The organism is Riemerella anatipestifer (assembly GCF_009670965.2).
GTDB lineage: Bacteria > Bacteroidota > Bacteroidia > Flavobacteriales > Weeksellaceae > Riemerella > Riemerella anatipestifer_B.
This window is the reverse complement of the sequence record NZ_CP073239.1, coordinates 921,312-947,042: the sequence shown is the minus strand read 5'-3', so window position 1 is coordinate 947,042 and position 25,731 is coordinate 921,312. Positions and strand designations below refer to the sequence as shown.

Annotated in this window: 21 protein-coding genes and 1 pseudogene; 9 read left to right on the top strand and 13 right to left on the bottom strand. The window is 36.0% G+C overall.

Translation table 11 applies throughout. The features are described 5' to 3' along the window. Positions 1-15: 15 nt before the first annotated feature. The 5 genes from D1J36_RS04345 to D1J36_RS04325 all read right to left on the bottom strand — a co-directional run bounded on the left by D1J36_RS04345 (position 16) and on the right by D1J36_RS04325 (position 6,642). Positions 16-660, bottom strand: coding sequence for a SanA/YdcF family protein (locus tag D1J36_RS04345; protein ID WP_154137359.1), 645 nt, complete (start codon positions 658-660; stop codon positions 16-18). Positions 661-664: 4 nt separating this feature from the next. Beyond that, positions 665-1,303: a lipoprotein signal peptidase gene (locus tag D1J36_RS04340; RefSeq protein ID WP_154137358.1), complete on the bottom strand. Its 639-nt coding sequence runs from the start codon at positions 1,301-1,303 to the stop codon at positions 665-667. A gap of 82 nt (positions 1,304-1,385) precedes the next feature. Continuing rightward, positions 1,386-1,766 carry a TraR/DksA family transcriptional regulator gene (locus D1J36_RS04335; RefSeq protein WP_052910958.1) on the bottom strand — a complete coding sequence of 127 codons (381 nt, stop codon included), beginning with the start codon at positions 1,764-1,766 and terminating at the stop codon, positions 1,386-1,388. A gap of 26 nt (positions 1,767-1,792) precedes the next feature. Beyond that, positions 1,793-5,191 (bottom strand): isoleucine--tRNA ligase, encoded by a 3,399-nt coding sequence (gene ileS, locus D1J36_RS04330; protein ID WP_154137357.1) that lies wholly within the window; start codon positions 5,189-5,191, stop codon positions 1,793-1,795. A 254-nt stretch (positions 5,192-5,445) separates the two neighbouring features. After that, positions 5,446-6,642, bottom strand: a complete 1,197-nt coding sequence (locus D1J36_RS04325) for a pyridoxal phosphate-dependent aminotransferase (protein WP_052910960.1) — start codon at positions 6,640-6,642, stop codon at positions 5,446-5,448. Between the two features lie 194 nt (positions 6,643-6,836). Here D1J36_RS04325 and D1J36_RS04320 point away from each other — a divergent pair, with 194 nt between their 5' ends. The 3 genes from D1J36_RS04320 (at position 6,837) to D1J36_RS09885 (ending at position 10,117) form a co-directional block, all read left to right on the top strand. Then, positions 6,837-8,369: a protein adenylyltransferase SelO gene (locus D1J36_RS04320; protein ID WP_154137356.1), complete on the top strand. Its 1,533-nt coding sequence runs from the start codon at positions 6,837-6,839 to the stop codon at positions 8,367-8,369. Between the two features lie 39 nt (positions 8,370-8,408). Continuing rightward, on the top strand, positions 8,409-9,683 hold the full coding sequence (locus D1J36_RS04315; RefSeq protein ID WP_154137355.1) for a DUF6080 domain-containing protein: 1,275 nt from the start codon (positions 8,409-8,411) through the stop codon (positions 9,681-9,683). Between the two features lie 299 nt (positions 9,684-9,982). Further along, the gene (locus tag D1J36_RS09885) at positions 9,983-10,117 is read left to right on the top strand and encodes a hypothetical protein (RefSeq protein WP_289202851.1); all 135 of its coding nucleotides are present in this window, start codon (positions 9,983-9,985) and stop codon (positions 10,115-10,117) included. Here the strand turns inward: D1J36_RS09885 and D1J36_RS04310 are convergent. After that, positions 10,114-12,315: a TonB-dependent receptor plug domain-containing protein gene (locus D1J36_RS04310; RefSeq protein ID WP_154137354.1), complete on the bottom strand. Its 2,202-nt coding sequence runs from the start codon at positions 12,313-12,315 to the stop codon at positions 10,114-10,116. The genes D1J36_RS09885 and D1J36_RS04310 overlap by 4 nt on opposite strands. A 117-nt stretch (positions 12,316-12,432) precedes the next feature. Between D1J36_RS04310 and D1J36_RS04305 the strand changes: the two genes are divergently transcribed. Together D1J36_RS04305 and D1J36_RS09900 are read left to right on the top strand one after the other, a co-directional pair. Further along, positions 12,433-12,717: a heavy-metal-associated domain-containing protein gene (locus tag D1J36_RS04305; RefSeq protein ID WP_004920483.1), complete on the top strand. Its 285-nt coding sequence runs from the start codon at positions 12,433-12,435 to the stop codon at positions 12,715-12,717. Positions 12,718-12,720: 3 nt separating this feature from the next. Then, a pseudogene (locus D1J36_RS09900) lies at positions 12,721-12,909 on the top strand (DUF6132 family protein). 51 nt (positions 12,910-12,960) lie between these two features. On the opposite strand, the gene D1J36_RS04300 reads toward D1J36_RS09900, so the two are convergent. Beyond that, positions 12,961-13,554: an aminotransferase class IV gene (locus D1J36_RS04300; RefSeq protein ID WP_154137353.1), complete on the bottom strand. Its 594-nt coding sequence runs from the start codon at positions 13,552-13,554 to the stop codon at positions 12,961-12,963. Beyond that, the gene (locus D1J36_RS04295; protein WP_154137352.1) at positions 13,538-14,515 is read right to left on the bottom strand and encodes an aminodeoxychorismate synthase component I; all 978 of its coding nucleotides are present in this window, start codon (positions 14,513-14,515) and stop codon (positions 13,538-13,540) included. Before D1J36_RS04295 ends, D1J36_RS04300 begins: the two co-directional genes overlap by 17 nt. A 44-nt stretch (positions 14,516-14,559) precedes the next feature. Between D1J36_RS04295 and D1J36_RS04290 the strand changes: the two genes are divergently transcribed. The 3 genes from D1J36_RS04290 to D1J36_RS04280 are packed head-to-tail and all read left to right on the top strand — an operon-like array spanning position 14,560 to position 16,649. Beyond that, positions 14,560-15,300, top strand: a complete 741-nt coding sequence (locus D1J36_RS04290) for a hypothetical protein (RefSeq protein WP_154137351.1) — start codon at positions 14,560-14,562, stop codon at positions 15,298-15,300. A 22-nt stretch (positions 15,301-15,322) separates the two neighbouring features. Next, complete coding sequence (locus D1J36_RS04285; RefSeq protein ID WP_154137350.1) at positions 15,323-16,441, top strand: AI-2E family transporter; 1,119 nt, start codon at positions 15,323-15,325, stop codon at positions 16,439-16,441. Further along, entirely contained in the window at positions 16,431-16,649 is a 219-nt protein-coding gene (locus tag D1J36_RS04280) for a DUF3820 family protein (protein WP_014937782.1), read from the top strand. The genes D1J36_RS04285 and D1J36_RS04280 overlap by 11 nt, the downstream gene beginning before the upstream one ends. Here D1J36_RS04280 and D1J36_RS04275 read toward each other — a convergent pair. The 5 genes from D1J36_RS04275 to D1J36_RS04255 all read right to left on the bottom strand — a co-directional run bounded on the left by D1J36_RS04275 (position 16,646) and on the right by D1J36_RS04255 (position 25,217). After that, positions 16,646-18,025, bottom strand: coding sequence for a tetratricopeptide repeat protein (locus D1J36_RS04275; RefSeq protein WP_154137349.1), 1,380 nt, complete (start codon positions 18,023-18,025; stop codon positions 16,646-16,648). The genes D1J36_RS04280 and D1J36_RS04275 overlap by 4 nt on opposite strands. A gap of 78 nt (positions 18,026-18,103) precedes the next feature. Further along, positions 18,104-19,486, bottom strand: coding sequence for a phosphoglucosamine mutase (gene glmM / locus D1J36_RS04270; RefSeq protein ID WP_154137348.1), 1,383 nt, complete (start codon positions 19,484-19,486; stop codon positions 18,104-18,106). Positions 19,487-19,529: 43 nt separating this feature from the next. Continuing rightward, the gene (locus tag D1J36_RS04265; protein ID WP_154137347.1) at positions 19,530-20,966 is read right to left on the bottom strand and encodes a TolC family protein; all 1,437 of its coding nucleotides are present in this window, start codon (positions 20,964-20,966) and stop codon (positions 19,530-19,532) included. Continuing rightward, positions 20,956-24,123 carry an efflux RND transporter permease subunit gene (locus D1J36_RS04260; RefSeq protein ID WP_154137346.1) on the bottom strand — a complete coding sequence of 1,056 codons (3,168 nt, stop codon included), beginning with the start codon at positions 24,121-24,123 and terminating at the stop codon, positions 20,956-20,958. The genes D1J36_RS04265 and D1J36_RS04260 overlap by 11 nt, the downstream gene beginning before the upstream one ends. A gap of 11 nt (positions 24,124-24,134) precedes the next feature. Continuing rightward, the gene (locus D1J36_RS04255; protein WP_154137345.1) at positions 24,135-25,217 is read right to left on the bottom strand and encodes an efflux RND transporter periplasmic adaptor subunit; all 1,083 of its coding nucleotides are present in this window, start codon (positions 25,215-25,217) and stop codon (positions 24,135-24,137) included. A 244-nt stretch (positions 25,218-25,461) separates the two neighbouring features. Between D1J36_RS04255 and D1J36_RS04250 the strand changes: the two genes are divergently transcribed. Continuing rightward, a complete protein-coding gene (locus tag D1J36_RS04250; protein ID WP_185147741.1) occupies positions 25,462-25,731 on the top strand; it encodes a hypothetical protein in 270 nt (89 codons plus the stop codon).

Genomic DNA, 25,731 nt, shown 5'->3' with positions numbered 1-25,731 from the left:
TACACAAACTAAATACTACGGAATCAACTCTTTATCTCCACTGAATTTAGGCTCTACCCCCAATAGTAAATCATAAAAGACTTTTACCCTTGCGAAGTATTCTCTGACTTGGGTTTTAAATCCTGCATAGGTATTTACATCTTGAGCATTATACCCATACGCTTCTAAGCCGTTTTTTCTAGCCAAATAAACCGCTCGTTCGTTATGAAATTTTTGTGAAATGATGATAAATGTCTTTTGACCAAAGATATCTTCTGCTCTTATTACGGAATCTAACGTTCTAAATCCCGCGAAGTCTTGATAAATATGATTTTCAGGAATGCCGTGAGCCATTAAATCTAGCTTCATATCTTCGGTTTCGTTGTAGTCTTTACGAGAATTGTCTCCACTTACAATAAAATACTGTACTTTGCCATTTTTATAAAGCTCCGCTGCCGCATCTATTCTGTATTTAAAGTAATAGTTAGGAATACCGTTTTGGAGATATTTGCTCGTTCCTAGAACAAGTCCAACTTTTTTAGTTGGTACATCAGAAATATTGTTGAAGATATAATTTTCGGACTGGCTTTTAATAATATAATTACACCACAATATTACCGTTACTATACTAACGATGGATAAAACACATGTAACCAGTAGAACTTTCCCTAGTTTTTTCATCTACTTAAAACTCTAATCCGTTAGGAAAGGCTTTTCTTCTGAACAAAAACAATATACTCACACCAACTGTAATAGCAGCATCTGCCACATTGAAAATATATTTAAAAAACTGAATTCTAGTGCCACCAATTACAGGATAATTTTCTGGCACATACCAATCAATCATATCAAAATGAAACATATCTACCACACAGCCTTTCATAAAATGAGAATAACCTTGCCCAAAAGCAATGATATGAGAAACCCCATCGTAGCCTATCCATCGCCCTATACTGTCATCAAACACCGTTCCTGTATCAAAGATAAGCCCATAAAACATGCCATCTATTAAGTTCCCTATCGCTCCTGCAAATATCATTGCCATAGGTATAAGTCTGTAACTAGACGCCCCCTCTTTAAGCCATTTTCTAAAGATATGAACCATCACTCCAATAAGAACTACTCTAGTAATTACCAAAAAATATTTACCAATAAGTCCTCCGAATTGTAAACCATATGCCATACCTGGATTTTCTACAAAGGTCAATCTAAAACCTGGCAAAACCCTCACAGATTCGTTGAGTTCAAAATTAGTTTTAATATAGATTTTGGAGAGTTGGTCTAAAAGCAATACCAAAATGGTTACGAATACTATCTTCTTCATTTATGTTTTATTTAATCAAAAATGCCGTGTATCACAAAAAAGATTTCTTGTGATACACAGCTAGTGTTTAACTTTTCTGCAATTACCGTTGCATATTTTTAGCCTCTATGCTTAAAGTGGCGTGAGGCACAGCTTTCAGTCTTTCCTTACCTATTAGGTTACCTGTAACTCTACAAATTCCGTAGGTTTTGTTTTCTATTCTAACAAGAGCATTCCTAAGGTCTCTGATAAATTTCTCCTGTCTTACCGCAAGAATAGCGTTTTGTTCTTTGCTTAAAGTCTCTGCCCCTTCTTCAAAAGCCTTAAATGTAGGCGAAGTATCATCTGTACCATTATTTTGGTCGTTGATAAAGTTTTGTCTAATCAACGCCAAATCCTTCTCTGCCTTTTCTATTTTGCCTTCTATAAGTTCTTTAAACTCTTTCAAATCGGCATCGCTATATCTTTGTCTTTCTTGTTCCATAATAATCAAAATATGATGTAAGTATTCTAATTTCTTTCAATATTTACAGTGAACTTCACTTCGTCTATTTCTAGCTCATCACCTGTGTTTAACGCTTCTAAAACTTCTATTTTTTCAGAAAGCACTTCCGAAGCGATGTACTGCTCGTTGTTCAAAATTTCCTGCAAATATGGACAATCTTGTGTTAACTGTATCTTAATTTTATCTGTGAGCTCAAACTCTTTTTCTTTTCTAAGGTTCTGAATACGATTGATAAACTCCCTAGCTACACCTTCGGACCTAAGCTCGTCGGTTATCGTTAAATCTAACGCTACTGTGATTTTACCTTCGCTAGCTACCGTCCAACCTGGAATATCTTTAGTCGATATTTCCACATCTTCTAGGCAAATCTCATAAGCTCCAACCATTACCTTACCTTCCTTCTCCAAAGTGGAAATTTGAGCATTATCAAACGCTGAAATCTCTTGGGCTACCGTCTTCATATCTTTACCCAATTTAGGACCTAAAGTCTTAAAGTTAGGCTTTATTTGTTTTACGATAAGTCCCTCTGCCTCTTTATCATTGATGATTTGCAGCTCTTTTACATTCACCTCTTGTTTAATTAAGTCCGAAACAGCCACAATCTGCTCTTCCGTTTTCTTATCTAGAACAGGCACCATTACTTTCTGCAATGGCTGTCTTACCTTGATATTTTCTTTCTTTCTTAGTGAAAATACCATCGAGGTAATCTGTTGTGCTAAGTGTGTTTTTTCTACTAAATTGATGTCTATCGCACCTTCATTAGCTACAGGGAAATCCGTAAGATGCACGCTTTCTGCCGTATCTCTTTGGGTCACTTTATTCAAGTCTTGATAAAGCCTATCCATAAAGAATGGAGCGATTGGTGCTGATATTTTCGCCACTGTTTCTAAACAAGTGTAAAGCGTTTGATAAGCCGAAATTTTATCTTCGGTATAATCTCCTTTCCAGAAACGACGGCGACAAAGCCTTACATACCAGTTACTCAAATTATCATTAACAAAGGTATTGATGGCTCTAGCGACTTTGGTTGGCTCGTAATCGTTATAGAACTCGGTAACTTCTTTTACTAATATATTAAGTTCCGAAAGAATCCAACGGTCTATCTCTGGTCTGTTTTCCACCTCTTTCTCGGCATATTTAAAGCCATCTACATTGGCGTAAAGTGCAAAGAATGAATAAGTATTGTAAAGTGTTCCGAAGAACTTTCTTCTCACCTCATCTACACCATCAATATCAAATTTAAGGTTTTCCCAAGGGTTTGCATTGGAAATCATATACCATCTGGTGGCGTCTGGACCGTACTTCGCTAAAGTATCAAATGGGTCTACTGCATTTCCCAATCGTTTAGACATTTTTTGTCCGTTTTTGTCTAACACAAGACCATTGGACACCACATTTTTGTACGCCACAGAGTCAAAAACGCTAGTTGCAATGGCGTGTAGTGTGTAGAACCAACCACGAGTTTGGTCCACCCCTTCCGCGATAAAATCTGCAGGGAACGCTTTGTTCTGCTCTATGAGTTCCTTATTTTCAAAAGGATAGTGTAGCTGTGCATAAGGCATCGCCCCAGAATCAAACCAAACATCTATCAAGTCGGATTCTCTTCTCATCGGTTTACCCGTTTCGGACACTAGCACCACCTCGTCCACAATATTTTTGTGTAAATCTATCTTAGCATAGTTTTCTTCACTTATATTCCCTATTTCAAAATCTTTGAAAGGGTTTTCCGCCATCACTCCTGCTGCTACGGACTTGTTGATTTCATTTACCAACTCTTCTACCGAACCTATGATTTTCTCTTCCTTTAGGTCTTCTGTTCTCCATATCGGCAACGGGATTCCCCAATATCTAGAACGAGAGAGGTTCCAATCGTTCACATTTTCTAGCCAGTTGGCAAAACGCCCCTCTCCAGTAGCTTTCGGCTTCCAATTGATTTCTTTATTTAGTTCTACTAGACGCTCCTTAACCGAAGTCATCTTAACAAACCAAGAGTCTAACGGATAGTACAATACTGGTTTATCCGTTCTCCAACAGTGAGGATAAGAGTGGAGGTATTTCTCTACCTTAAATGCTTTATTTTCTGTTTTAAGGAGGATTGCCATTTCTACGTCCCAAGATTTCTCTGGGGCAGCACCATTATCATAGTATTCATTTTTGATGTATTTACCACTAAATAGCTCTGGCACCGCCTCTCCTTTAACAAATTTCCCTTGTAAATCTACTAAAGGCACTAGGTTATCGTTTTCATCTTTGATGAGCATCGGAGGTATTCCGTTTTCTTTTGCGACACGGGCGTCATCAGCACCAAAGGTAGGTGCAATGTGTACTATCCCTGTCCCGTCCTCTGTGGTTACAAAATCCCCTACAATCACACGGAAGGCTTGGTCTGGATTTTCGTATGGTAAAAACCACGGCACCAACTGTTCGTATTGCGTTCCTGCTAAATCTGCACCCGAAAAATGCCCTAACACTTGATAAGGGATTTGTTTATCTTCGGATTGATATTTAGCCAAATCTTCATCTGTAGCTTCAAAATATTTTTTACCAAAGTTTTTCTCAAGAAGTACCTTTGCAAGAACGATTTGGATTGGTTCAAAAGTGTATTGATTAAAGGTTTTCACCAAGACATATTCTACCTCTTTACCTACTGCCAAAGCCGTATTAGACGGAAGCGTCCAAGGCGTGGTCGTCCAAGCAAGAATGTGGATATCCCCACTTTGCTGACCTATCTTAGAAGCCACGCTATCCGAAAGTTGTTTTACTTTGAATTGAGCCACAATGGTGGTATCACTTACATCACGGTAAGTCCCCGGCTGATTAAGCTCGTGAGATGAAAGCCCTGTACCCGCCTTAGGGGAATATGGCTGAATGGTATAGCCTTTATAAAGCAAATTTTTGGTGTAAAGCTGCTTTAAAAGCCACCAAACCGTCTCCATATACTTAGGCTTATAGGTAATGTATGGGTCTTCTAAATCTACCCAATAGCCTATCTTTTCAGTTAGGTCGTTCCAAACATCGGTGTACTTCATTACGGCATTTCGGCACGCCTGATTGTAGTCTTCCACCGAAATTTTCTTACCTATATCTTCTTTGGTAATACCTAATTCTTTCTCTACCCCCAGCTCTACTGGCAGTCCGTGAGTATCCCAACCCGCTTTACGAAATACTTGTTTCCCTTTTTGAGTTTGGTATCTACAGAAAATGTCTTTTAAGGCTCTCGCCATTACGTGGTGAATTCCTGGCATACCGTTAGCGGAAGGTGGTCCTTCGTAAAACACGAACTCTGGTTTACCCTTTCTAATCTCCACCGACTTCTGAAATGTATTATCCTTTTTCCAAAAATCGGCTACTTGTGCTGATATATCCGTAAGATTAAGCCCTTTGTATTCTGTAAATTTACTCATCTCAATAAAAAATTTGCTTTTTCTAAAAATAGTTCGCTAAAATACAAAAAAATACTGATAATAAAATCTATACAAGACCTGCCGTTTCTCATTATTTATAAAAAAGTTACTACCGATTGAAAAACACCCTAACACCCTAGTAAAACACTTAGACGAGTTCAAATTCAATTTCCTCCTATTTTCAATCTAAGGAAGATAAAATAAAAAAGCCGAAAGTCTGAACAACTCTCGGCTTTTGTAAACTAAAATCTTATCTATAAAGCTTGGTATTTTTCTAGCGCATCTTTAAGCAATTCTGCACTTCTCTTCAAATCTTCTTCTTTGAGAACATAGGCTATTCTCACTTGTTTTTTACCTAACTCTGGGTTAGAATAAAACCCTCCAGCTGGAGCCACCATAATGGTTTCGTTGTTATGAGAGTAAGACTCTAATAGCCATTGTGCAAATTTATCGGCATCGTCTATAGGAAGTTCTGCCATACAATAAAACGCTCCTTTTGGCATCGGACAATTAACCCCAGGTATCTCGTTAAGTAGTTGTACTAAAAGGTTTCTTCTTTTAGTGTATTCTTCTCTCACACTTTGGATATAAGCCGTGTCGTTCTGGTGAGCCTTCGCTGCAATAATCTGTCCTAGCAATACAGGACTTAACCTTGCTTGAGCAAACTTCATCGCAGCGTCTTTAATCACTTTAGAGCGAGTAACCATAAAACCAATCCTTACCCCACACATAGAGTATCTTTTAGACTCGGAGTCTATGATGATACAATTCTCTGCTAGTTCAGGAAACTCCAACATCGAAGTCTGTTTCTCTCCATCATAAACATATTCACGGTACACCTCATCGGAAATAACTACAATGTCGTGTTTAAGGGCAATTTCGGCTAATCTTTTCAACTCTTCTTTGGTGTAAAGATAACCTGTTGGGTTGCCTGGGTTACAAATAAGTATCGCTCTGGTTTTATCGGTAATTTTTTTCTCAAATTCTTCTATGCTCGGTAGTGCAAAACCGCTCTCTATGGAAGACGGCACCGCTACTACTTTAGCATTGATATGGTTAGAAAAACCGTTATAATTGGCATAATAAGGCTCTGGAATGATGATTTCATCTCCCTCATCACATAAAGTAGAAAGTGCGAAGTTCAACGCTTCCGAACCACCATTGGTAACAATAAAATTATCTGTTGTTAAGTCTGTAAAACCCAAGCTATGGTAATAGTTCTCTAAAGCCTTTCTATACTCTAAGTTACCCTCTGAAAGTGAATATTCTAGCACCTTTAAGTCAATCTTTTGCAGTTCTGCGAGTGCTGTTTCTGGCGTTTCTATATCGGGCTGTCCTATATTAAGGTGATAGACTTTAGTTCCTCTTTGTTTTGCTGCTAAAGCGTAAGGTACTAATTTTCGGATAGGGGAAGCAGGCATATTGGCTGCTCTGTTTGATATTTTTGGCATTGCTAATGATTTATTTTTGCCACAAAAGTAAGCATTTACTGATGATTTATGAAATAGACAGAGTGGCGTTTTTGCTTTTAATTAACGACTTTACAACCTCTGGCAAAAAATAACTAATCAACTAAAATGTTAGGGAGATTAAAAAAAATAATTAAATCCCTTAACTTTACCCCATTATTTTTGATATAAATTAAATGAACATACACCTCATCACTCAACCTTTTTTAGACCAATTCCCTGGCGATTTTTCTGGTGATACCATGCAAAGACAAACTCCAAAAATGCTTTTTGCTACGGTAGAACCTGCCTTATTTACTAACTACAAAACTATCGCTTTCAATCAAGAGCTTTCTAACGACATAGGTTTAGGTTCTTTTGAACCCGAAGACGAGGCTTTTTTAGCTGCCCAAGATTTACCCAAAAACATCAGAACCTATGCTACTGCTTACGCTGGGCATCAGTTTGGGCAATGGGCAGGGCAACTGGGGGACGGCAGAGCAATATTGGCTGGAGAGATACAAAACACTAGCGGAGAAACCACCGAAATCCAATGGAAAGGTGCAGGAGCAACGCCCTACTCTAGATTTGCAGATGGGCGAGCCGTACTTCGTTCCTCTGTGAGAGAATATCTAATGAGCGAAGCAATGCATCATCTAGGTGTGCCTACTACTAGAGCCCTCTCTCTCGCCGAAACAGGAGAAATGGTAACAAGAGATATACTCTACAATGGCAACCCTAAACAAGAGAAAGGAGCAGTAGTTATACGCACCGCTCCCTCATTTGTAAGATTTGGACACTTCCAGCTATTGGCTGCCCAAAACGAAATAGATACTCTGAAAAATCTAGCCGACTTCTGTATTCAACACTATTTCTGTGAAATAAAAACAGATGAACCTCAACCTTATCATCAGTTTTTCAAAAAAATTGCTGAAACAACCGCCAACCTTATGGTAGAATGGCAAAGAGTAGGCTTTACCCACGGTGTGATGAATACCGATAATATGAGTATCCTCGGGCTTAGTATAGACTACGGACCATTCTCTATGTTAGATGAATACGATTTGAACTTTACACCCAATACTACCGATTTACCCAATAGGCGTTATGCTTTTGGAAGACAAGCCGAAATGGCACAATGGAATCTTTGGCAACTAGGCAATGCTTTATTTCCTCTAATAAACGATGTAGATTTTATTGAGCAAACTTTAGAAGATTTTGGCACTGATTTTTGGAATCAATACGACCAAATGATGTGTTCTAAAATGGGATTGGATACTTTTATGAAAGATACCGATGTAGATTTCTTTACAGATTGGCAAAATCTAATGGCTTCGCTAAAGTTGGACTACACTTTATTTTTCAATGCATTGGAGAAAGATGTTCATCTAATCAACTGGCAGGATATTTCTTATAAATCTCTCCATACGGAAGACCTACAACGCCTCAATCAATGGATAAATTCCTACCAAAACCGATTGGCTTTAAACAAAATTTCTCCCAACGAAAGACTTGCTCTAATGAGCCAAAACAACCCCAAATTTACCCTTAGAAACTACCTCCTACACGAGTGTATAGAGGAACTTAATAAAGGGAACATCAGCTACTTTAACCAACTCCTTACCGCTCTTAAAAATCCTTACCAAGAAACATTCCCAGAATGGAGCGTTAAAAGACCAAAAAAATACGACGAGGTGGTAGGTTGCTCTACTTTGTCTTGCAGTTCTTAACAATTAGAGTATTTTTGCGGAAATTTTGGTAAAACTGTAATGAAATCTAAATTTTATGGCATTCTAAAACAAAGTTGCCCTAGCTCGTGGGTGGAGTGGGCTTTGTTTATTTTCTTTCTTGTGGCGTATGGTATTTTGGCGGGGCATATTGCCTTAACTTCCACCATTGTATTTGATGACAGAATCCCTTGGGACGCCTATTTTAGTTTTGACAATAGAGCTATTGTAATGACAGGTGGCGGGTACGAAAGACACCCTCTATCCAACTATTTTTTTGATGCCATTAGAGAGTTCTCCCTTTGGGTTTCTAGCGGACATAAAAATCATCTCTTTAGGCTAAGCCTTGCTCTATTGAGTAGCCTAGCCATTAGTTGGACAATGGTTTTTATTTTTAAATATCTTAAAAACATCATTCAGCTATCATTGGCTAGTAGTCTTATTTTAGTGGTATTTTTTGGCTTGTTTAGTACCAATATTATGCTGTCCTTCACGCCAGAAACCTACACTTACAGTCTTTTGTTTCTAAGCGGATTTACCTACTATGCTGCCTTGAGGCTCACACAAAGAAGAACGCTCTCTTGGGGAATGCTATGCCTAAGTAGCTTGGCGATAGGAGGGCTTACCATTACCAATATTGTTAAAGTCTACATTCCTATTTTGTTTGAAAGGAAATGGTACAACAACATCAAACACTTAGCGAATGCGGTGGCAAAGGTAGGACTTTCGGTAGGGGTATTTTTACTACTTTTTATGTACCGAATGAATTTTCAGTTTTCTGCATTTTTAGATAAAACAGGACAACAGTACGAAAAATTTTCGCAACCGAAACTCGTGCCTATTTGGGATATGGTAGTTTCTTGGTTTTGGGGTGGCAATGTGTTATTCCCTAGTTTTATTATCAGAGATTATCACAACAAACATAACTTCCACTACAAAGCCTTATTTATGGAAGTCTATACCACCTACTTCTCTTATATATTTGTGGGGTTGCTGTTTGTACTCGTTCTTTGGGGATATTTAAGAGGGTTCAAGAAGCCGCTCGTTCAAGTTCTGATGTTGTCTTTTCTTGTAGATATTATGATACATTGTGTCCTAAAATTCGGGCTGCATACCTCCTACATCTACGGAGGGCATTTTGTATTCGTTATTCCTCTAATTTTGGGGTGGCTTTTACATTCTTACCGAAAAAATACCAATGCCACCCTAGGGCTTCAGTTGTTTTTAGGGGTGATGATACTCTTTTTAGCCCTCAATAACTTTTATAGAATGAACGAGTTCCTCTCATTCTTAGAAATGTACTATAGTGAGAAGTAGCTTAGAATAAAAAGCCCAAAAATCAACGCAAGAAAATCCGCCCATAACTAGTAGGAACATAAAAACAGTCCGTAAGAAGACAAAAACAACGGTGAGGAGCTAAACAACGGCTCTGAGGAAGACAAGAATAGTAATGAGGAATAGAAGAATGGGCAGTAGGAATACAAAAACGACTCTGAGGAATGCAAGAATAGCAATGAGGAACGCAAAAAAACCTGGAGGAACACAAAAACAGCCCGTAGGAATAGAAGAATGAACAGTAGGAACTCATTTTTTTGAGAATAATTTAATACACCGCATTGAAACACCCAAAAATCGCCATCATTACAGCACACCTCACGCATTTCAGCGGAACAAGAACCCCCCAACAAAAATTAGGGCAGCAAAACCAACTTCGCTACCCTAACTTTAAAGCATTCTATCGCCCTCTCTAGAAAGTTACCGCTCCGCTGGTCTGGTTATCTAGTTTCTTTTGTATTTGTAGTTTCTTCCCTAAAGAAAAATCATAAGACGCTCCTAGCACAAACATATTTTTATTATCAAAAATCTGGGTTTTAGCCTCGCTCTGTACTGGGCTAAAATCTAATGCTTTCGTTTCATATTGTGCAGGCATTCCCATAAAATACATTCCTGTAGATAGTTTCCAATTTCCTAACTGATAAGACAAGGAAAAATGGTTAGAATTCTCGTTTTTGCTAAGAAAAGAACCACTGATCCTATACACAGGAACATTAAATTGATAAAACAAACTCCATTGTTTATACTTAGAAGTGAGTGTGAAATTATTCCGTACATAGCTTACCTTTGCCTTGTGCCCTTCCTGTGTTTCCATTAGCATAGAAGTAGGCTGAAAATACAAATGTATCACCAACAAATCACTAGCAAAGGGCTTAATAGAACCTGTAATCCCAAGACCTGCCTCTCTGTAATACGGTGCGTTTTGATAGTTAAGAACATAGCCATTGAATGCTGTATTTTCTTTATAAACAGAAGCAAAATACCCTTTAACAACATTATAAAATGCTTTAGTATTCAAATCAAAATAATTAGTATTAAAGGAATAATTCAGTTGGTTATTAAACTGCCTTTGAGGCTTTAAGTCAGGATTTCCCGAATGGAATAAGTTAGGTGCACTCTGCACCAAGTTAGGGCTCATCATTTCTCCATCTGGGTTCGCATTTTTATAACTACTAGAAAAACGGAACGCCTGTTTGCCTAACGCATAAGACAGAACCAACTTTGGCGTTAATGCCCAATCATTAGTAAAATTAGTGGCTGTTTTATTCTGTATATTATTAGCACCTATACCCAAACGATAGCTGAATTTATCCCATTTCCCATTATACTCTGTATAAAAATACTGCTCCAAATAGTTTACTTCAAATTGAGAAGCTCCTAGTATATTATTAAGCTGATTATCCACATTAGTATTGGTTAAACGGTAACCACTCGTTAATTTACCCTTTTCAAACTGATGGCTATGGGCAATCTCTCCTACAATTCCTGTTTGTGAGGCATTCAGTTTCATTTCATTGAGGAAAACTTCAGCATTGGTAGCTACATTCCATTCTCTATTATACTTTGTAGAGTTCGTCTTGTAATGAGAGCCCACAAAATTGACTATCAATTCATCTTTTGCACCCAAATTTCTAGAATAATAGAGGTCTAAAGTTGGATTAGTATATTTTTGATTAGAATGCTCCACCGCTTGATGCCTATTTACCACACCACCTTGAGTAAATATATTAGAGGTCTCTCCTTGATTGTGATAAGTAAATGGATTAATATTAAACTTAGCTTGGAAAGTGTATTTCTCTGGTTCTACACGGGTATAACGCAAGGCTATATCTTGGTTTGTATAACCAAAAGCATCTCTTCCTAAGCCCTCCGAAGAATAATCTACACCATTGATGCTATAATTTCGTAGCTTTTTTGTCCGTCTGTTATTATACTCCCTAACATTCAGATTATATTCTAGCCCAAAATCATTTTTACCTTTGGTATAATTGGCATAGACCATTCCGTTCAAGAAACCCGTAGTAAGAGCAGAAGTAACATCTGCCCCGTAAGAGTAGCCTAATTCTGGATTTCTAGTAATCATATTTACGACCACATCGGCACGGTTTGCCCAACGAGCAGGAGGAATATCATAGTACTCCACTCGTACCACATTAGTTGGGGCAACACTCCTTATTTGGGCTTCAGTAGCTTCTATACCATTGATGAGGAACAAGGTTTTCCCACCACGGATACTTTGGGTAGAATTACTTACAGGGTCGTGTACCAACTCTGGAAGTGTTACCAACAAATCCTTAGCATTATTAGCTTTCTCCAGAGCTGCTTTATCAAAGGTATAGGCAGCGTGGTCATTATACTGCTTCTTGCGTTGAGATTTAATAATAACTTCTTGAATTTCCTTAGCTTTTGCAACAGAATCTGTCTTGAGTTCTTGTGTAAAACCAAATGTACTTACAAATAATACACACGGCGTTATTAGTTTCTTTTTCATTTTACTTTTTAATTTAAGAATACCTACTATAATTTTTATTTTGACGAAAATAAAATTTTTTTTTAAATGATTTAAAAAGGATTTCCGTAGAGAAAAAAGTCCATTTAATAAATTTATAATCATTAAAATCCTATCTTTGCTTAAGATTTTTAAAATTAAAAACTTTAGAACCTTGCTATAATAGCATCTCTCCTAAGACCGATTTGGAATTATTTATTAACCTAATAAAAAAATAAAGCGATGTCAAACAACACAACAACCCACAACATAGAAGTAGAAAACATAAAATGCGGTGGCTGTATGAACAGTATTAAAAAAGCCATTCTTAAAATAGAAAACATAGAAACTATTACCATAGATAAAGATACCGAAACGGTTACAGTTACGGGAGCAATAGACCGTGCTTCTCTTGTTGATAAATTGTCTAGTTTAGGCTATCCTGAAAAAGGAAATAATACTATACTAAAGAAAGCCAAATCTTTTGTAAGCTGTGCCATTGGTAGAATGAGCGACCCTGTAGAGTAAGAAATGATAGATTTTATTAAAAAGCATAAGCTAAGCATTATAGGAGCAATAATAGGTGCCGTAGGTGGCTATCTGTATTGAAAGTTTGTAGGCTGTAGTACTGGCACTTGTGCTATTACCTCTAAGCCTATCAACAGTACGCTGTATGGAGGAGTAATGGGAGCTTTGTTTCTATCTCTATTCAAAAAATAAATCCATATTAATCCCAAAGCCTTGAAATCTCTAAACAGAAATTGCAAGGCTTTATTTTATTAAATCTATTGAAAACATCGGAGCTTTTTCAAAACAATTCATAGCATTAATTATTTTAAAATAAGAATATTCTGATAGATTATCTAAAGTTATTTCTACTTCTTTAGCCTGTTTTTTTTGAAGCAAATTCTGTCTCTGAACACCATTCAACAAGTAAGATTTTGGAGTAAACCATTCCTCATTTTTAAGGAAAATAAGATTGGAAAAAGTAGTATCTGTAATATGTCCTTTTTGAGTAATAATAATTTCTGAAGCATTAGAATTTTCCTTTAATTGATTTAAACTACTCCTATCTTTATATTTAAGACTATAATCTATTTCGGGAGCTTCCACTATTTCAAAAGAGCTAAGTTTAGGCGGTTGATAAGGAAGAGCCTCTACCTCATAATACCCTTCTAAATCATAAACCACTCTTATTTTATGCTTCTGTGGAGTTTTAATCTCCACACTTCTAAGGATTTTCTCCAAATCAACAACCGAACTTCTATTAAACCTCTGAAAAGAACTATCCACTCTTTCTTGGTGTAAATCAACTAGGTAGAACTTACCGTGTTCCCAACAAATGCTTTCAATAAATTGGCACATAAATTTTGTTTTTCATCTCTTGATATTCGTCGTCAGGATTGCTTAAGTGAGTAATACCTCCGCCACTTTTAAAAAATAAAGTTTCTCCTTCCGCTTCTATAAATCTTATCATCACACAAGAGTCCAAATCCGTCCCATCAAACCAACCGCAAATACCAGTATAGAAACCTCTGTTGTAGCCTTCTGCCTCTAATATAATTTCTTTTGTTTTAGGCTTTGGAGCTCCTAATATAGAGCCCGCGGGAAGTAGTTTCTGCATTAAACTGCCTATTTTATTTCTAAATTGAGGTTTTAGCACACCTTCTATCTCGGAACTCATTGCATATAAATTTCGCTGTTGAGTTTTAATAAAATCTATCCGCTGAAACTCTTTAACCTGAACATTATCCGCTACTTGACTTAGGTCATTTCTAAGTAAATCTACCACCGTGTAATGCTCTGCCTTTTCTTTAATATCGTTTTTTAAAATCTCTGCAGCGTTTTCTAAGGAAGCGTCTATCGTTCCTTTCATTGGGTGAGTGACTATTTTATTATTCTTTACCTCCACAAAAGTTTCAGGAGAAAAACAAACAAACTGATTGGGATAAAGTATTTTGTATTTGGCATTAGAGAAATAGAAAATTTCTTCTAAAGAAAGATTGGTTTTTATTTCAGTTTTTCTAGTGTAATTAGTCAAATAGGAATTTCCTTTTTTTAAATGCTCCTGCACTATACGAAAACCTTTGAGATACTCTTCTTTCGTTTCTGGAAACACTTCCCAATCATAATGATAAGGTTTGGGAATATTGGGAATTGATTTTATTTTAAAGTTTGGAAAATCCACATTAAGCCCTGATTGTTCCAAATTTTCTAAAGTAAATACTTCTATTCTAGTCATCATAAAATCTATGATGAAAAAGAATGGAATACTCTCCAAAGAGAGTTTATCCATCAAAGCGAACTGATTTTCTGTAGAAAACATTTGGCAAAAATAAAGAATGCTTATTTTTGTGCAAAATAAATTATATGAGTTCTAGCCCAGAGTTTAATAAAGTGAATAACATCAGCCAGATTTTACAGGACGCTTTCGGCTATTGGCAAAAAACCATAGGCTTCCAAATACTATTTTCTGTTTTGTATTTTGGACTACTGATGACTTTTGCTGTTGGACTATTTAGCTATTTTGGTTTGGAAACTGAAATGGAATCTTTCCGAAAGTTATTTTCTGGAAATTATACCTTAATTTCCCAAACTCTAGCGGAGCTGATGGAGAATACTTCTTTCCAGCATTTTGTATTTTCTATAATGATAGTAAAATCACTATTATATCCTTTGAATATAGGCTTTTACGAAATTTATAAAAAGATTGATTTAGGAGAAATCCCTTCCACATCAGATTTAACTATTGGCTATAATGGCTATTCTTTCTTTAGATTTTTTGGCTATCATTTATTTTGGTCCATGATTTATTCTTATGCAGGAATGCTTCAGCCTTTACCTGTACTTTGGGTATTTCTTACACTATTTGCAGCTCCCCTGATGTATTTTCTAAGGGTGGGTATTTTTACTAGTATTCATCTTAATTTTATGGCTTTTAAAGCTAATTTCACTACTGTATTTGTAGGAGCTTTAGTTGCATTTATATTTAGCTACGCAGGGTTTTTCGCATTAGGTATAGGAGGCTTATTAACCTTCCCTTTTTGGAATGCAATGATTTATACTCTATATAAACAGATATTTAAAATTAAAGTAATACATCAATCATAACTAATTATATAAATAATAATCAATGAGTAACAATAAATATAATGATGCTATAAGCAATACTAAAATTAAACAAATAGCCCTCATCATCATCATCGTCACATTATTTTTATTGATGGCCTATCAGTTAGCAATGTTCCTACCTTCTTTATTAGGTGCTATAACGCTTTATGTAATTTCACGGAAATACAATCTTTATCTCATAGAAAAAAAGAATTGGAAACCTTGGGCTTCTGCCTTAGTTATTATGCTAGCTACGGTAGTTATCCTTATCTTACCTCTCTATTTTTTAATTGATACTCTTATAGAAAAATTGGGTAATGCTCAAGCCTATATGGGCAGGTTTAATGATTTTTTAGACAAAATACACTCTTATATCCTTTCTGAAGTACAAATAGATATTCTAAGTAAAGAAAATCTAGATAAAGTAAAAGAAACAGCAGGACAATTATCTACTACTATTCTTAGCAGTACACTCAATACTGTTACCGTTGTTGCCTCTACCTACTTCCTTCTCTATTTTATGTTAGTAAAACCTAGAATTTTTGAGCGTATTTTAACCAATGCGGCCCCTCTTAAAAGAGCCAATATTAACCTCATCAGCGAAAAAATAAGAAAAATGATTATTGCCAACGCCATAGGAATTCCTGTTGTGGCTTTTGGGCAAGGTCTTGCAGCATTGATAGGCTATCTTATCTTTGGAGCTCCTAGCGTTATACTTTTATTTGCTCTTACCACCATTGCCTCTATGATACCTATTGTTGGTGGTGCTCTTATTTATGTTCCTGTAGCTCTGTTTATGATTGCTGAAGGCGACACTGTTTCGGGTGTAGGATTGGCGATCTATTGTCTTGTTGTAGTGGGACTTATAGATAATGTACTAAGATTTACATTACTCAAAAAATTAGAAGATATACACCCCCTTAATACGGTGTTTGGCATCATCTTAGGAATGAATCTTTTTGGGTTTATGGGATTGGTGTTTGGACCAATTTTAGTCTCTGTAACTTTACTTCTAATACAAATATATAGAGATGAATTTTCTGATGAGGATAACGTAGTTATCGCTTCCGATGAAGAAGCTCTAGCAGGTATATCTCCCACAGAAAATAAAAACACTGAAACTACCACCAATGAATCCTGAAATTCTAAAAGAAATCTGCCTTACTAAAATGCCTTTTGGTAAATATAAGAACTACATCTTAGCAGATCTCCCCGTGGCCTATTTAGAGTGGTTTATGAGAAATGGTGGTTTTCCTAAGAATAAACTAGGTATGCAACTAGCTACCGTTTATGAAATTAAAATCAATGGATTAGAAGAACTACTAAAACCAATAAGAAAGAGCCTCTAGCTTTCTTTCTTATTGGCTTTTACCCTTTTTACCTCATCTCGAATAAATGGGTATTTTTGTAACATATCTTGCGCGAGACTTGGCTCCATTACCAATGCCGTAGCTAAATAATCTCTAGCCTCCTCCTCTCTACCAAGATTAAATAACACATTACTCATTTGATAGTAAAACTCGGCTCTATCTTTGTGTAAAGAAATAGCTTTTTGTAAGGTTTCTAAGGCTTTATTATACTGTCCTACCAACATCAGTACTTCGGTATAAGCATACCAATTATAAAATCTATCAGATTCTGCCTCTACCATTTTTTCTAAACATGGCAAACTTTCTTCAAAAAGCTCCGAATCTATATACAAAAATGCCAACCTTTTCTGATAGTCTACATTGGTTTCATTAAGAGCGGTCGCCTCTTTAGCGAAATGAAGCGCCTCTTTCATCTGCCCCATTTCTTCATATAAGAAAGATTGTTCCATCATAGAAAGGTAAAACTGAGGGTCTTCTACTAAAGATTTCTGAAAGGATTTTAGAGCTTGCAAAGGCTTTTTGTTTTCCTTATGACACAAACCTATTTTGTAGTAAGTATACGCCTTAGTATATTCTAACTCTAGCATTTCTTCATACACCTCTACAGCTTTATCCCACTCTTGCATCGCCTCATAACAGGCTGCCTTATTGGCATAAACCCCAACAGAATTAGAATTAATGGCTAAAAGATAATCAAACCCTCGTATGGCTTCTTCGTAGTTTTTTCTATTAAAATAAAACTGACCATACTCAAACCAAGCCGTTTCTGAAAAAGGAAATTCTTCTATGTAATGGTTAAGGAATTTTATAGCATCATCATTTTTATTTAACTTATAAAAACAAATCATTACATTTTCTAAAGCATAGTCGTCATAAGGGTCGTGGTTGAGGGCTTTTTTATAATGTATTAAAGCATTAGAAGGGTCCTCTAAATTTACATATTCATCAGCGATGAAATTATGCAGAAAATTCTCCTCTTCTTTCAGTACTAAAGCCTTAAGACAGTAATCTATCGCCCTTCTAGGATTGCCTAAATTAGAATAATATTTAGCACAACAAACTAAGAAATCTGTATTTTCTAAAGACGCTTCCCTTAGTTCGTTAATAAGCTCTTTAGCCTCTCTATACTGTTGTAATTCTAAAAGAACTTCTAGTTTTTTAGTCTTAATATCTAAGGAATTAGGATGAATTTTTAATGCAAAATTAACGGCAAGTTCAGCATAGGTGGTATCACCCAACTCCAAATAGTGGATGATGATTTCCTCTAAGTCATCCGTATCGAAGTAGCGTTCCTCGTTATTTTCTATCATTTCTTCGAACTGCTTTGCCAGTTCATTTTCAAAAAACTCTTCCAAATTAATTTAAAACTTTGTTGTTTTCCTTATCAAAAAGAATGCTAAACCAATAAATAATTTAACTTTATTTAATCTTCTTTATATCAAACCTTTAATCTCCTCTATAATTCTATCTGCTAATTCATCTGCTTCTTGTTGAGATTGAGCTTCTGTATAGATTCTAATGATAGGCTCTGTATTAGATTTTCTTAGGTGTACCCAATTATTAGGGAAATCTATTTTAACACCATCTACAGTGGATATTTCTTCATTTTTATAACGCTCCGTCATTTGTTCCAAAAGAGCATCTACATTGATATCTGGTGTAAGTTCTATCTTCTTTTTACCCATAAAATAGGCAGGATAGGTTTGTCTAAGCTCAGATACTGTTTTATTCTCTTTAGCCAAGTGAGTTAAAAATAAAGCTACTCCTACCAAAGAATCTCTACCATAATGTAAATCTGGATAGATTATTCCGCCGTTACCTTCTCCACCTATTACGGCATTTTTCTCTTTCATTAAAGTAACTACATTAACCTCTCCCACAGCACTCGCAAAATAAGAAGACCCTAAACTTTGAGCCACATCTCTCAATGCACGACTAGAAGAAAGGTTAGAAATAGCTACTCCTTTTTTCTTTCTTAAAAGATAATCTGCCACGGCTACTAGCGTGTATTCTTCTCCAAACATTTCCCCATTCTCGTCTATAAGAGCTAATCTATCTACATCTGGGTCAACTACAATTCCTAAATCCGCTCCTTCCTTTTTAACCAATTCACATATATCGGTGAGATGTTCTTTTAAAGGCTCAGGATTATGAGGAAAATGCCCATTAGGTTCACAATAGAGTTTTACAACTTCGCAACCCAACTCCTCTAAAAGAAGTGGAATGGCTATTCCGCCCGTAGAATTAACGGCATCTAAAACTACTTTAAACTTCTTAGCTTTAACTGCTTGTGCATCTACCATTGGTAATGCCAATATTTTTTTGATGTGAATATCAAACGCGTCATCACGAGTTTCATAGCTTCCTAAACTATCCACATCAGCATAATTGAAATCTTCTCTTTCTGCTATCGAAAGTACCTCTGCTCCATCTTTACCACTAATGAACTCTCCCTTTTCGTTAAGTAATTTAAGGGCATTCCATTGTTTTGGATTATGGGAAGCGGTAAGAATAATACCTCCATCTGCATTCAACTCTGGCACCATAACCTCCACTGTAGGCGTAGTAGAAAGTCCTAAATCTACAACATGAATCCCCAACCCTTGCAAAGTGGCTGTAACCAAAGAGGATACCATACCTCCAGAAATCCTAGCATCTCGACCTAAGACTAAGGTTAAGTCTTTCTTATGTTTGGTATTCTGAAGCCAAGTTCCGAAAGCGGAAGTGAACTTTACGACATCTAGTGGCGTTAAGTTTTCATCTATTTTTCCGCCAATTGTACCTCTAATTCCTGATATAGATTTTATAAGTGCCATAGCCTAAATTTTATACCTGCAAAGATAATAAAAATATTAAGCCTTATTTCCATCCACCTCCCAAACTTTTGTAGAGGTATACCGTTGCATTCAGTTGTGTATTTTTAGCTTCTATGAGTTCCATTTTGGCATCTAAGGCATCTCTTTGCGTCATCAAAACCTCCATATAATCTGCCCTAGCATTAGTAAACAGAAGGTTTGAAATCCCTATCGCCTCGTCTAAATCTTTGCTTTGAGTGTGTTTTAAATCAAAATACTGTTGGTAATTTTTAATTTTATTCAAATTATTAGAGACTTCCATATAAGCTTTAATAAGCGTTTTATTATACTCATACAAAGCCTGTAGTTGAGATGCATTCGCCGTATTAAATTTTGCTTTTATCGCTGATTTGTTAATTAGCGGTCCAACCAAATCTCCCACTATATTATAAGCTAAAGACTCTGGAAAATGAGTGAAGTAACTCGGTTTAAAAGCCTCTAAACCAGCTCCAAAAGTAATATTTAAAGAAGGGTAAAACTCTTTTCTAGCAGCTTCTACATCTAACTTGGCTGCCTCTAACTCTAGCTCTGCTTGTTTAACATCTGGCCTATTAGCCAGTAACTCCGAAGGAATACCTGTTTTAATAGACTGTGGTACAAGATCTAAAAATTCTGAACTTGAACGAGGAATAGGCTGGTAAAATCTTCCTAGTAACAAATTGATGTCATTTTCTTTCTCTAAAATGCTTTGCTGAACTGTGTATAAATTCGCTGATGATTTTGCTAATTCAGCTTCAAATTTTTTAACTGATAACTCTGTAGTTGCAGCCGCCTGTTTCTGAATTTTAGAAACCTCCAAGGCTTTTCTTTGAAGCTCAATATATTTTTTAAGGTAAGAGTATTGACTATCCAAAGCTAAAAGTTCATAATAGCTTTGTGCCACTTCTGCTATCAAACTTGAAAGCACAAAATTCTTACCTTCTACTGTAGCTAAATAGTGAGCTATTGCAGATTTTTTTTCTGTTCTGAGTTTATTCCAAATATCCACCTCCCAATCTGCTTGTAAACCTATTCCAAAATTACCCAATGGGTCTGGAATTGGCTTTCCTTCTTCCATTTGTGTAGATGCATCTCCTGCACCTTCACTAGTGTAACGCCCTACTTTTTTAACGCCAGCAGCTGCCTCCACAGAAACTGAGGGAAGCAATCTTCCGTTTCTATACATTACACTACTTTTGGCTTTTTCTATCTCTTGTAATGTAATTAGTAACTCTTGATTGTTATTAAGAGCCGTTTCTATTAAAGAAACTAAATGAGGATCCGTAAAAAATTCTCTCCAAGGTGGAGTCCCTGTACTTTTATTAGAAACTTCATCTTTTGTATAACTTTCTGGTAGAGTCTCTTTTACATTATCTTTTACTTGTAATGGCGTCGGCGCTTTACAATTAACTAGCACTAAGCTACCGACTACCAATGATATATATTTTAGTTTAGTTTTCATCTTCAATTTCTTCTGTTAATGGATTAAGGTCTTCATATTCTGCCAACTCATTTTTTCTTGCTATTTTACCAAAAATAAGATATAAGCCAGGGATAAGTACTACGCCAAATATTGTCCCAATAAACATACCTCCTGCCGCTGCAGTTCCTATCGTTCTATTACCTATTGCTCCTGGACCCGTTGCCAAAGCTAAAGGAATAAGCCCCGCAATAAATGCAAAAGATGTCATTAAAATAGGACGAAAACGCATCACAGCTCCTTCTATAGCCGCTTTGAATATTGTAGCACCTTCGTTTTTTCTCTGCACTGCATATTCTACTATAAGTACTGCATTTTTACCCAATAAACCTATCAACATTACTAGAGCAACTTGTGCATAGATATTATTTTCTAAACCAAAAAGTTTAAGGAATAAAAACGCTCCAAAAATACCTGCTGGTAAACACAATATTACAGGTAATGGAAGAATAAAACTCTCATACTGAGCTGATAATATGAGATATACAAATCCTAAACAAATTAGAAATATGTAAACCGCCTCATTACCTCTACCTACCTCATCTTTGGATATCCCAGCCCAATCTATCCCATAACCTCTAGGCAGGGTTTTATCTGCTGTTTCTTTTATAGCTTCTATGGCTTGTCCACTACTGTAACCTTCCGAAGGATAGCCACTTATCTGTGCAGAATTGTACATATTATGTCTCGTAATCTCACTCATACCATAAACTTTCTCCATATGCATGAAATCTGAGTAAGGTACCATTTCCTCTTTATCATTTTTAACATAAAGATTCATAATATCCTGAGGTAAAGCTCTGTACTGAGGTGCAGCCTGAACAATAACCTTATAAGGTTTACCAAAACGGATAAATCCTGTTTCGTAGTTAGACCCTATTAGAGTGGATAGATTATCCATTGCATTGCCTATACTTACCCCTTTTTGTTCTGCAATATCATTATCTACTCTCAACATATATTGTGGGAAACTAGCAGAGTAAAATGTAAATACAGACGCAAGTTCTGGTCTTTTACTTAGCTCCTTTACAAAATTACGACTGACCTCCTCCATTTTGGCATAATCGTTACTTCCTGTTTTATCCAGCAATCTCAATTCAAATCCTCCTGCTGCACCATAACCTGGTATAGATGGTGGCTGAAAAAACTCAATATTAGAACCACCTATATCTTTACATTTCTCCTCTAGTTCTTCTATAATTTCGGTAGCAGATTTATCTCTTTCGTCCCAATTTTTAAGGTTGATTAAACAAGTTCCTGAGTTAGCTCCTGTACCTTCGGATAAAATTTCATATCCAGCTAATGATGATACAGATTTTACCCCGTCTATTCCTTCTGCTATTTTCTGTATTTTTAGAGCCTGTTGGTTGGTTCTTTCTATGGTAGAGCCTGGAGGTGTTTGCACGATGGCATAAATCATTCCTTGGTCTTCGTTAGGTATAAATCCTGACGGAAGCCCATTATTAAGGAAATATACCAAAAAACAAAATACTGATAATCCGCCTAATGTAATCCATTTTTTACTTACAGTCTTATACAAAAGGTTTTCATATCTTTTTGTTCCTTTGGCAAATACTCTATTAAATCCATCTATAAATCTATTGATAGGCGTCTTCTTTCTCTCTTTACCATGATTATTTTTAAGAATTAAAGCACATAATGCCGGCGTAAGTGTAAGAGCCACTATCCCAGAAAGAATGATAGACGATGCCATAGTGATAGAAAACTGTCGATAAAATACCCCTACCGGACCACTCATAAACGCCACAGGAATAAATACCGCTGCCATAACCAAAGTAATTGCTATAATAGCTCCACTTATTTCTCCCATTGCTTCTTGCGTCGCTTCTAATGGTGATAAGTGCTTTTCTTCCATCTTTGCGTGTACAGCTTCTATAACCACAATGGCATCATCTACTACCACACCTATCGCCATTACTAATGCGAAAAGAGTAATCATATTTACCGTTATCCCAAAGGAGGACATCACTGCAAAAGCACCTATTAAAGACACTGGTACTGCCAAAGCTGGTATAAGTGTAGAACGCCAATCACCCAAAAAGATAAAAACAACTATCCCTACTAATACAAAGGCTTCGAATAAGGTATGAACTACCTTCTCCATAGAGGCATCTAAGAAACGAGAAACATCATAACTTATCTCATAATGCATTCCTTTAGGGAAAGAGGTTTTATTGAGTTCTTCTAGCAATGTTTTTACATTTTTAATTACCTCACTGGCATTAGAACCGTAAGATTGCTTAATTGTAATTGCTGCAGAAGGTTTACCATTAAGAGTAGAGTAGATATCATACATTGAACTTCCGAATTCTACATCTGCTACATCTTTCAATCTTACAAACTCTCCATTAGAATTTGCTTTTACAATGATATTACCATAGTCTTTTTCATTATCAAAACGCCCAGGATACTTTAGTACATACTCAAATGCTTGTGAACGCTTCCCAGAACTTTCTCCTGTTCTACCTGGAGAAGCTTCTAAACTTTGAGAACTAAGAGCTTCCATCACCTCATCAGTAGAAATATTATATGCAGTAAGTCTGTCAGGTTTTAGCCAAATACGCATCGCATACTCTCTTGTCCCAAGTATATCAGCAAAACCAACACCATTAACCCTTCTTAATTCTGGTAGAATGTTAATATCTGCATAGTTGAATAAAAACTTTTGGTCGGCTTTAGGGTCATCGCTATAGAGGTTAACATACATCAACATATTAGGTTCTTCCCTCGTAATTTTAACCCCTTCTCGTACCACCAAAGGAGGCAATTTGTTAATGGCAGAAGAAACTCTATTCTGCACATTTACAGCAGCTAAGTTAGGGTCTGTACCCAAATTAAAAACTACTTGTATGGAGGCTACCCCATCATTCCCTGCATCAGAGGTAATGTATTTCATACCTTGCACCCCATTTAGAGCTTGTTCTAAAGGGATTACTACTGATTTTACCAAAAGTTCATTATTAGCACCTGGATACTCTGCCGTAATATTTACTTTAGGTGGCGAGATAGACGGAAATTGGGTAATAGGTAAACTTAATAGAGATAATACCCCCAAAAATACTATAATAAGAGAAATTACTATTGATAGTACAGGTCTCTTTATGAATGTTTTAAACATAGCTTAATATTTTAGTTGGCATTAAGTTTTAGAGTTTTTAATACCTCTCTAGGATTTTGAAACTGAGTTTTTACAACATCATTATCTCTTACCTTTTGTACTCCTTCTAATAATATTTTGTCACCCGCAGAAAGCCCTGAACTCACCACATAAATATCTGGTAAAGAATAAGTAACTTTAATATTTCTAGATTCTACTTTACCATTTTTATCTACAACAAAAACATATTTCTGATCCTGAATTTCATAGGTTGCCTTTTGTGGGATAATAAGTGCATTCTTCACGGGAATCTCCATTCTTACTTTTCCTGTTTGTCCGTTTCTTAAAAGCAAATCCGAGTTAGGAAACTTAGCACGGAAGGCTATGTTACCTGTTTCATTATTAAACTCTCCTTCTATATTTTGGATAAAACCTTTCTCTGGGTGCTCTTGACCATTTGCCATAACTAGAGTTACTTGCTGCTTGCTTCTCTCATCAGCATTGGTTTGATAACTCAAATATTCTGGTTCAGAAACATTAAAATAAGCATAGACATTGGTATTATCTGAAAGACTCGTTAATAAATCTCCTTCTTCTATAAGACTTCCTAATTTGAGAGGAATTCTATTGATAACCCCAGAAAATGGTGCTCTGATAGTGGTAAAAGACAAATGTAACTGAGCCATTCTCATTTCTGCACTCGCGGCATCTAGTTTAGCTTTAGCCAAAGCTTTTTCATTTTTGGAAACAATATTATTCCCAGCCAAAATACTTGCGTTTTGGTATTCTATTCTAGCTTGTTCTACCTCAGCTCTTGTTTTCATGAATTCAGCTTCATAGACTTGTGGCATTATTCTGAACAGAACTTGTCCTGCTTTTACATACTGACCTTCGTCCACATAGATTTTATCCAAAAAACCCTTCCCTTGAGCTCTTATTTCTATATTTTTTTGGGATTGTATTTGAGCTACAAAATCTTTGGAGATATTAGTATCCATTTTTAGGGGTTGAGTTGTTGGATAAATAGGCATCTCTTCTTTTTTATCTTTATCTTCTGACTTGCAAGAGGATAGATTTAAAATTATTAGTACTGATAAAAGTGTGATTTTATTCATTTCGTTAATTTGTTAAGTTATTAGAAAATTATGATTCTCATCAAACTTGGTTTGATAGAAAGAGAGTATATCCGTATATCAAAATACGGGTATACACGATAATTTTTACAATAAAAAAACAAATCAAATTCTAATAGAACGAATGAAGATATAGCGTTTTACCTTTAGATAAGAAAAAACAGAGGTATCTCTGTACAGTATTTTAGCTATCTTAAAGAGAACTACAGAAAGTAGAACGTAAAAAATGACTTCCTTAATCGTACTGGAAATAAAAGAGCTGAAATCTTCATCTATCTCCACTAAAGAGGCTATTAAACTAACGGTATCCTCGGATAAGTCTTTCTCAATAAGAGATGTGTGTTTTTTAGAAAATTTAGCCAATGTTGTACCTACCTCTTTACCAATTGGTAGCATCATAGAGTTTGCCTCTATCTTCCACGAGGAAAATAAAGTAATCAAAACGACTAATAAAAGGGCTAAATACTTTTTCATTTCAGTGAGCAAAGGTAATTAG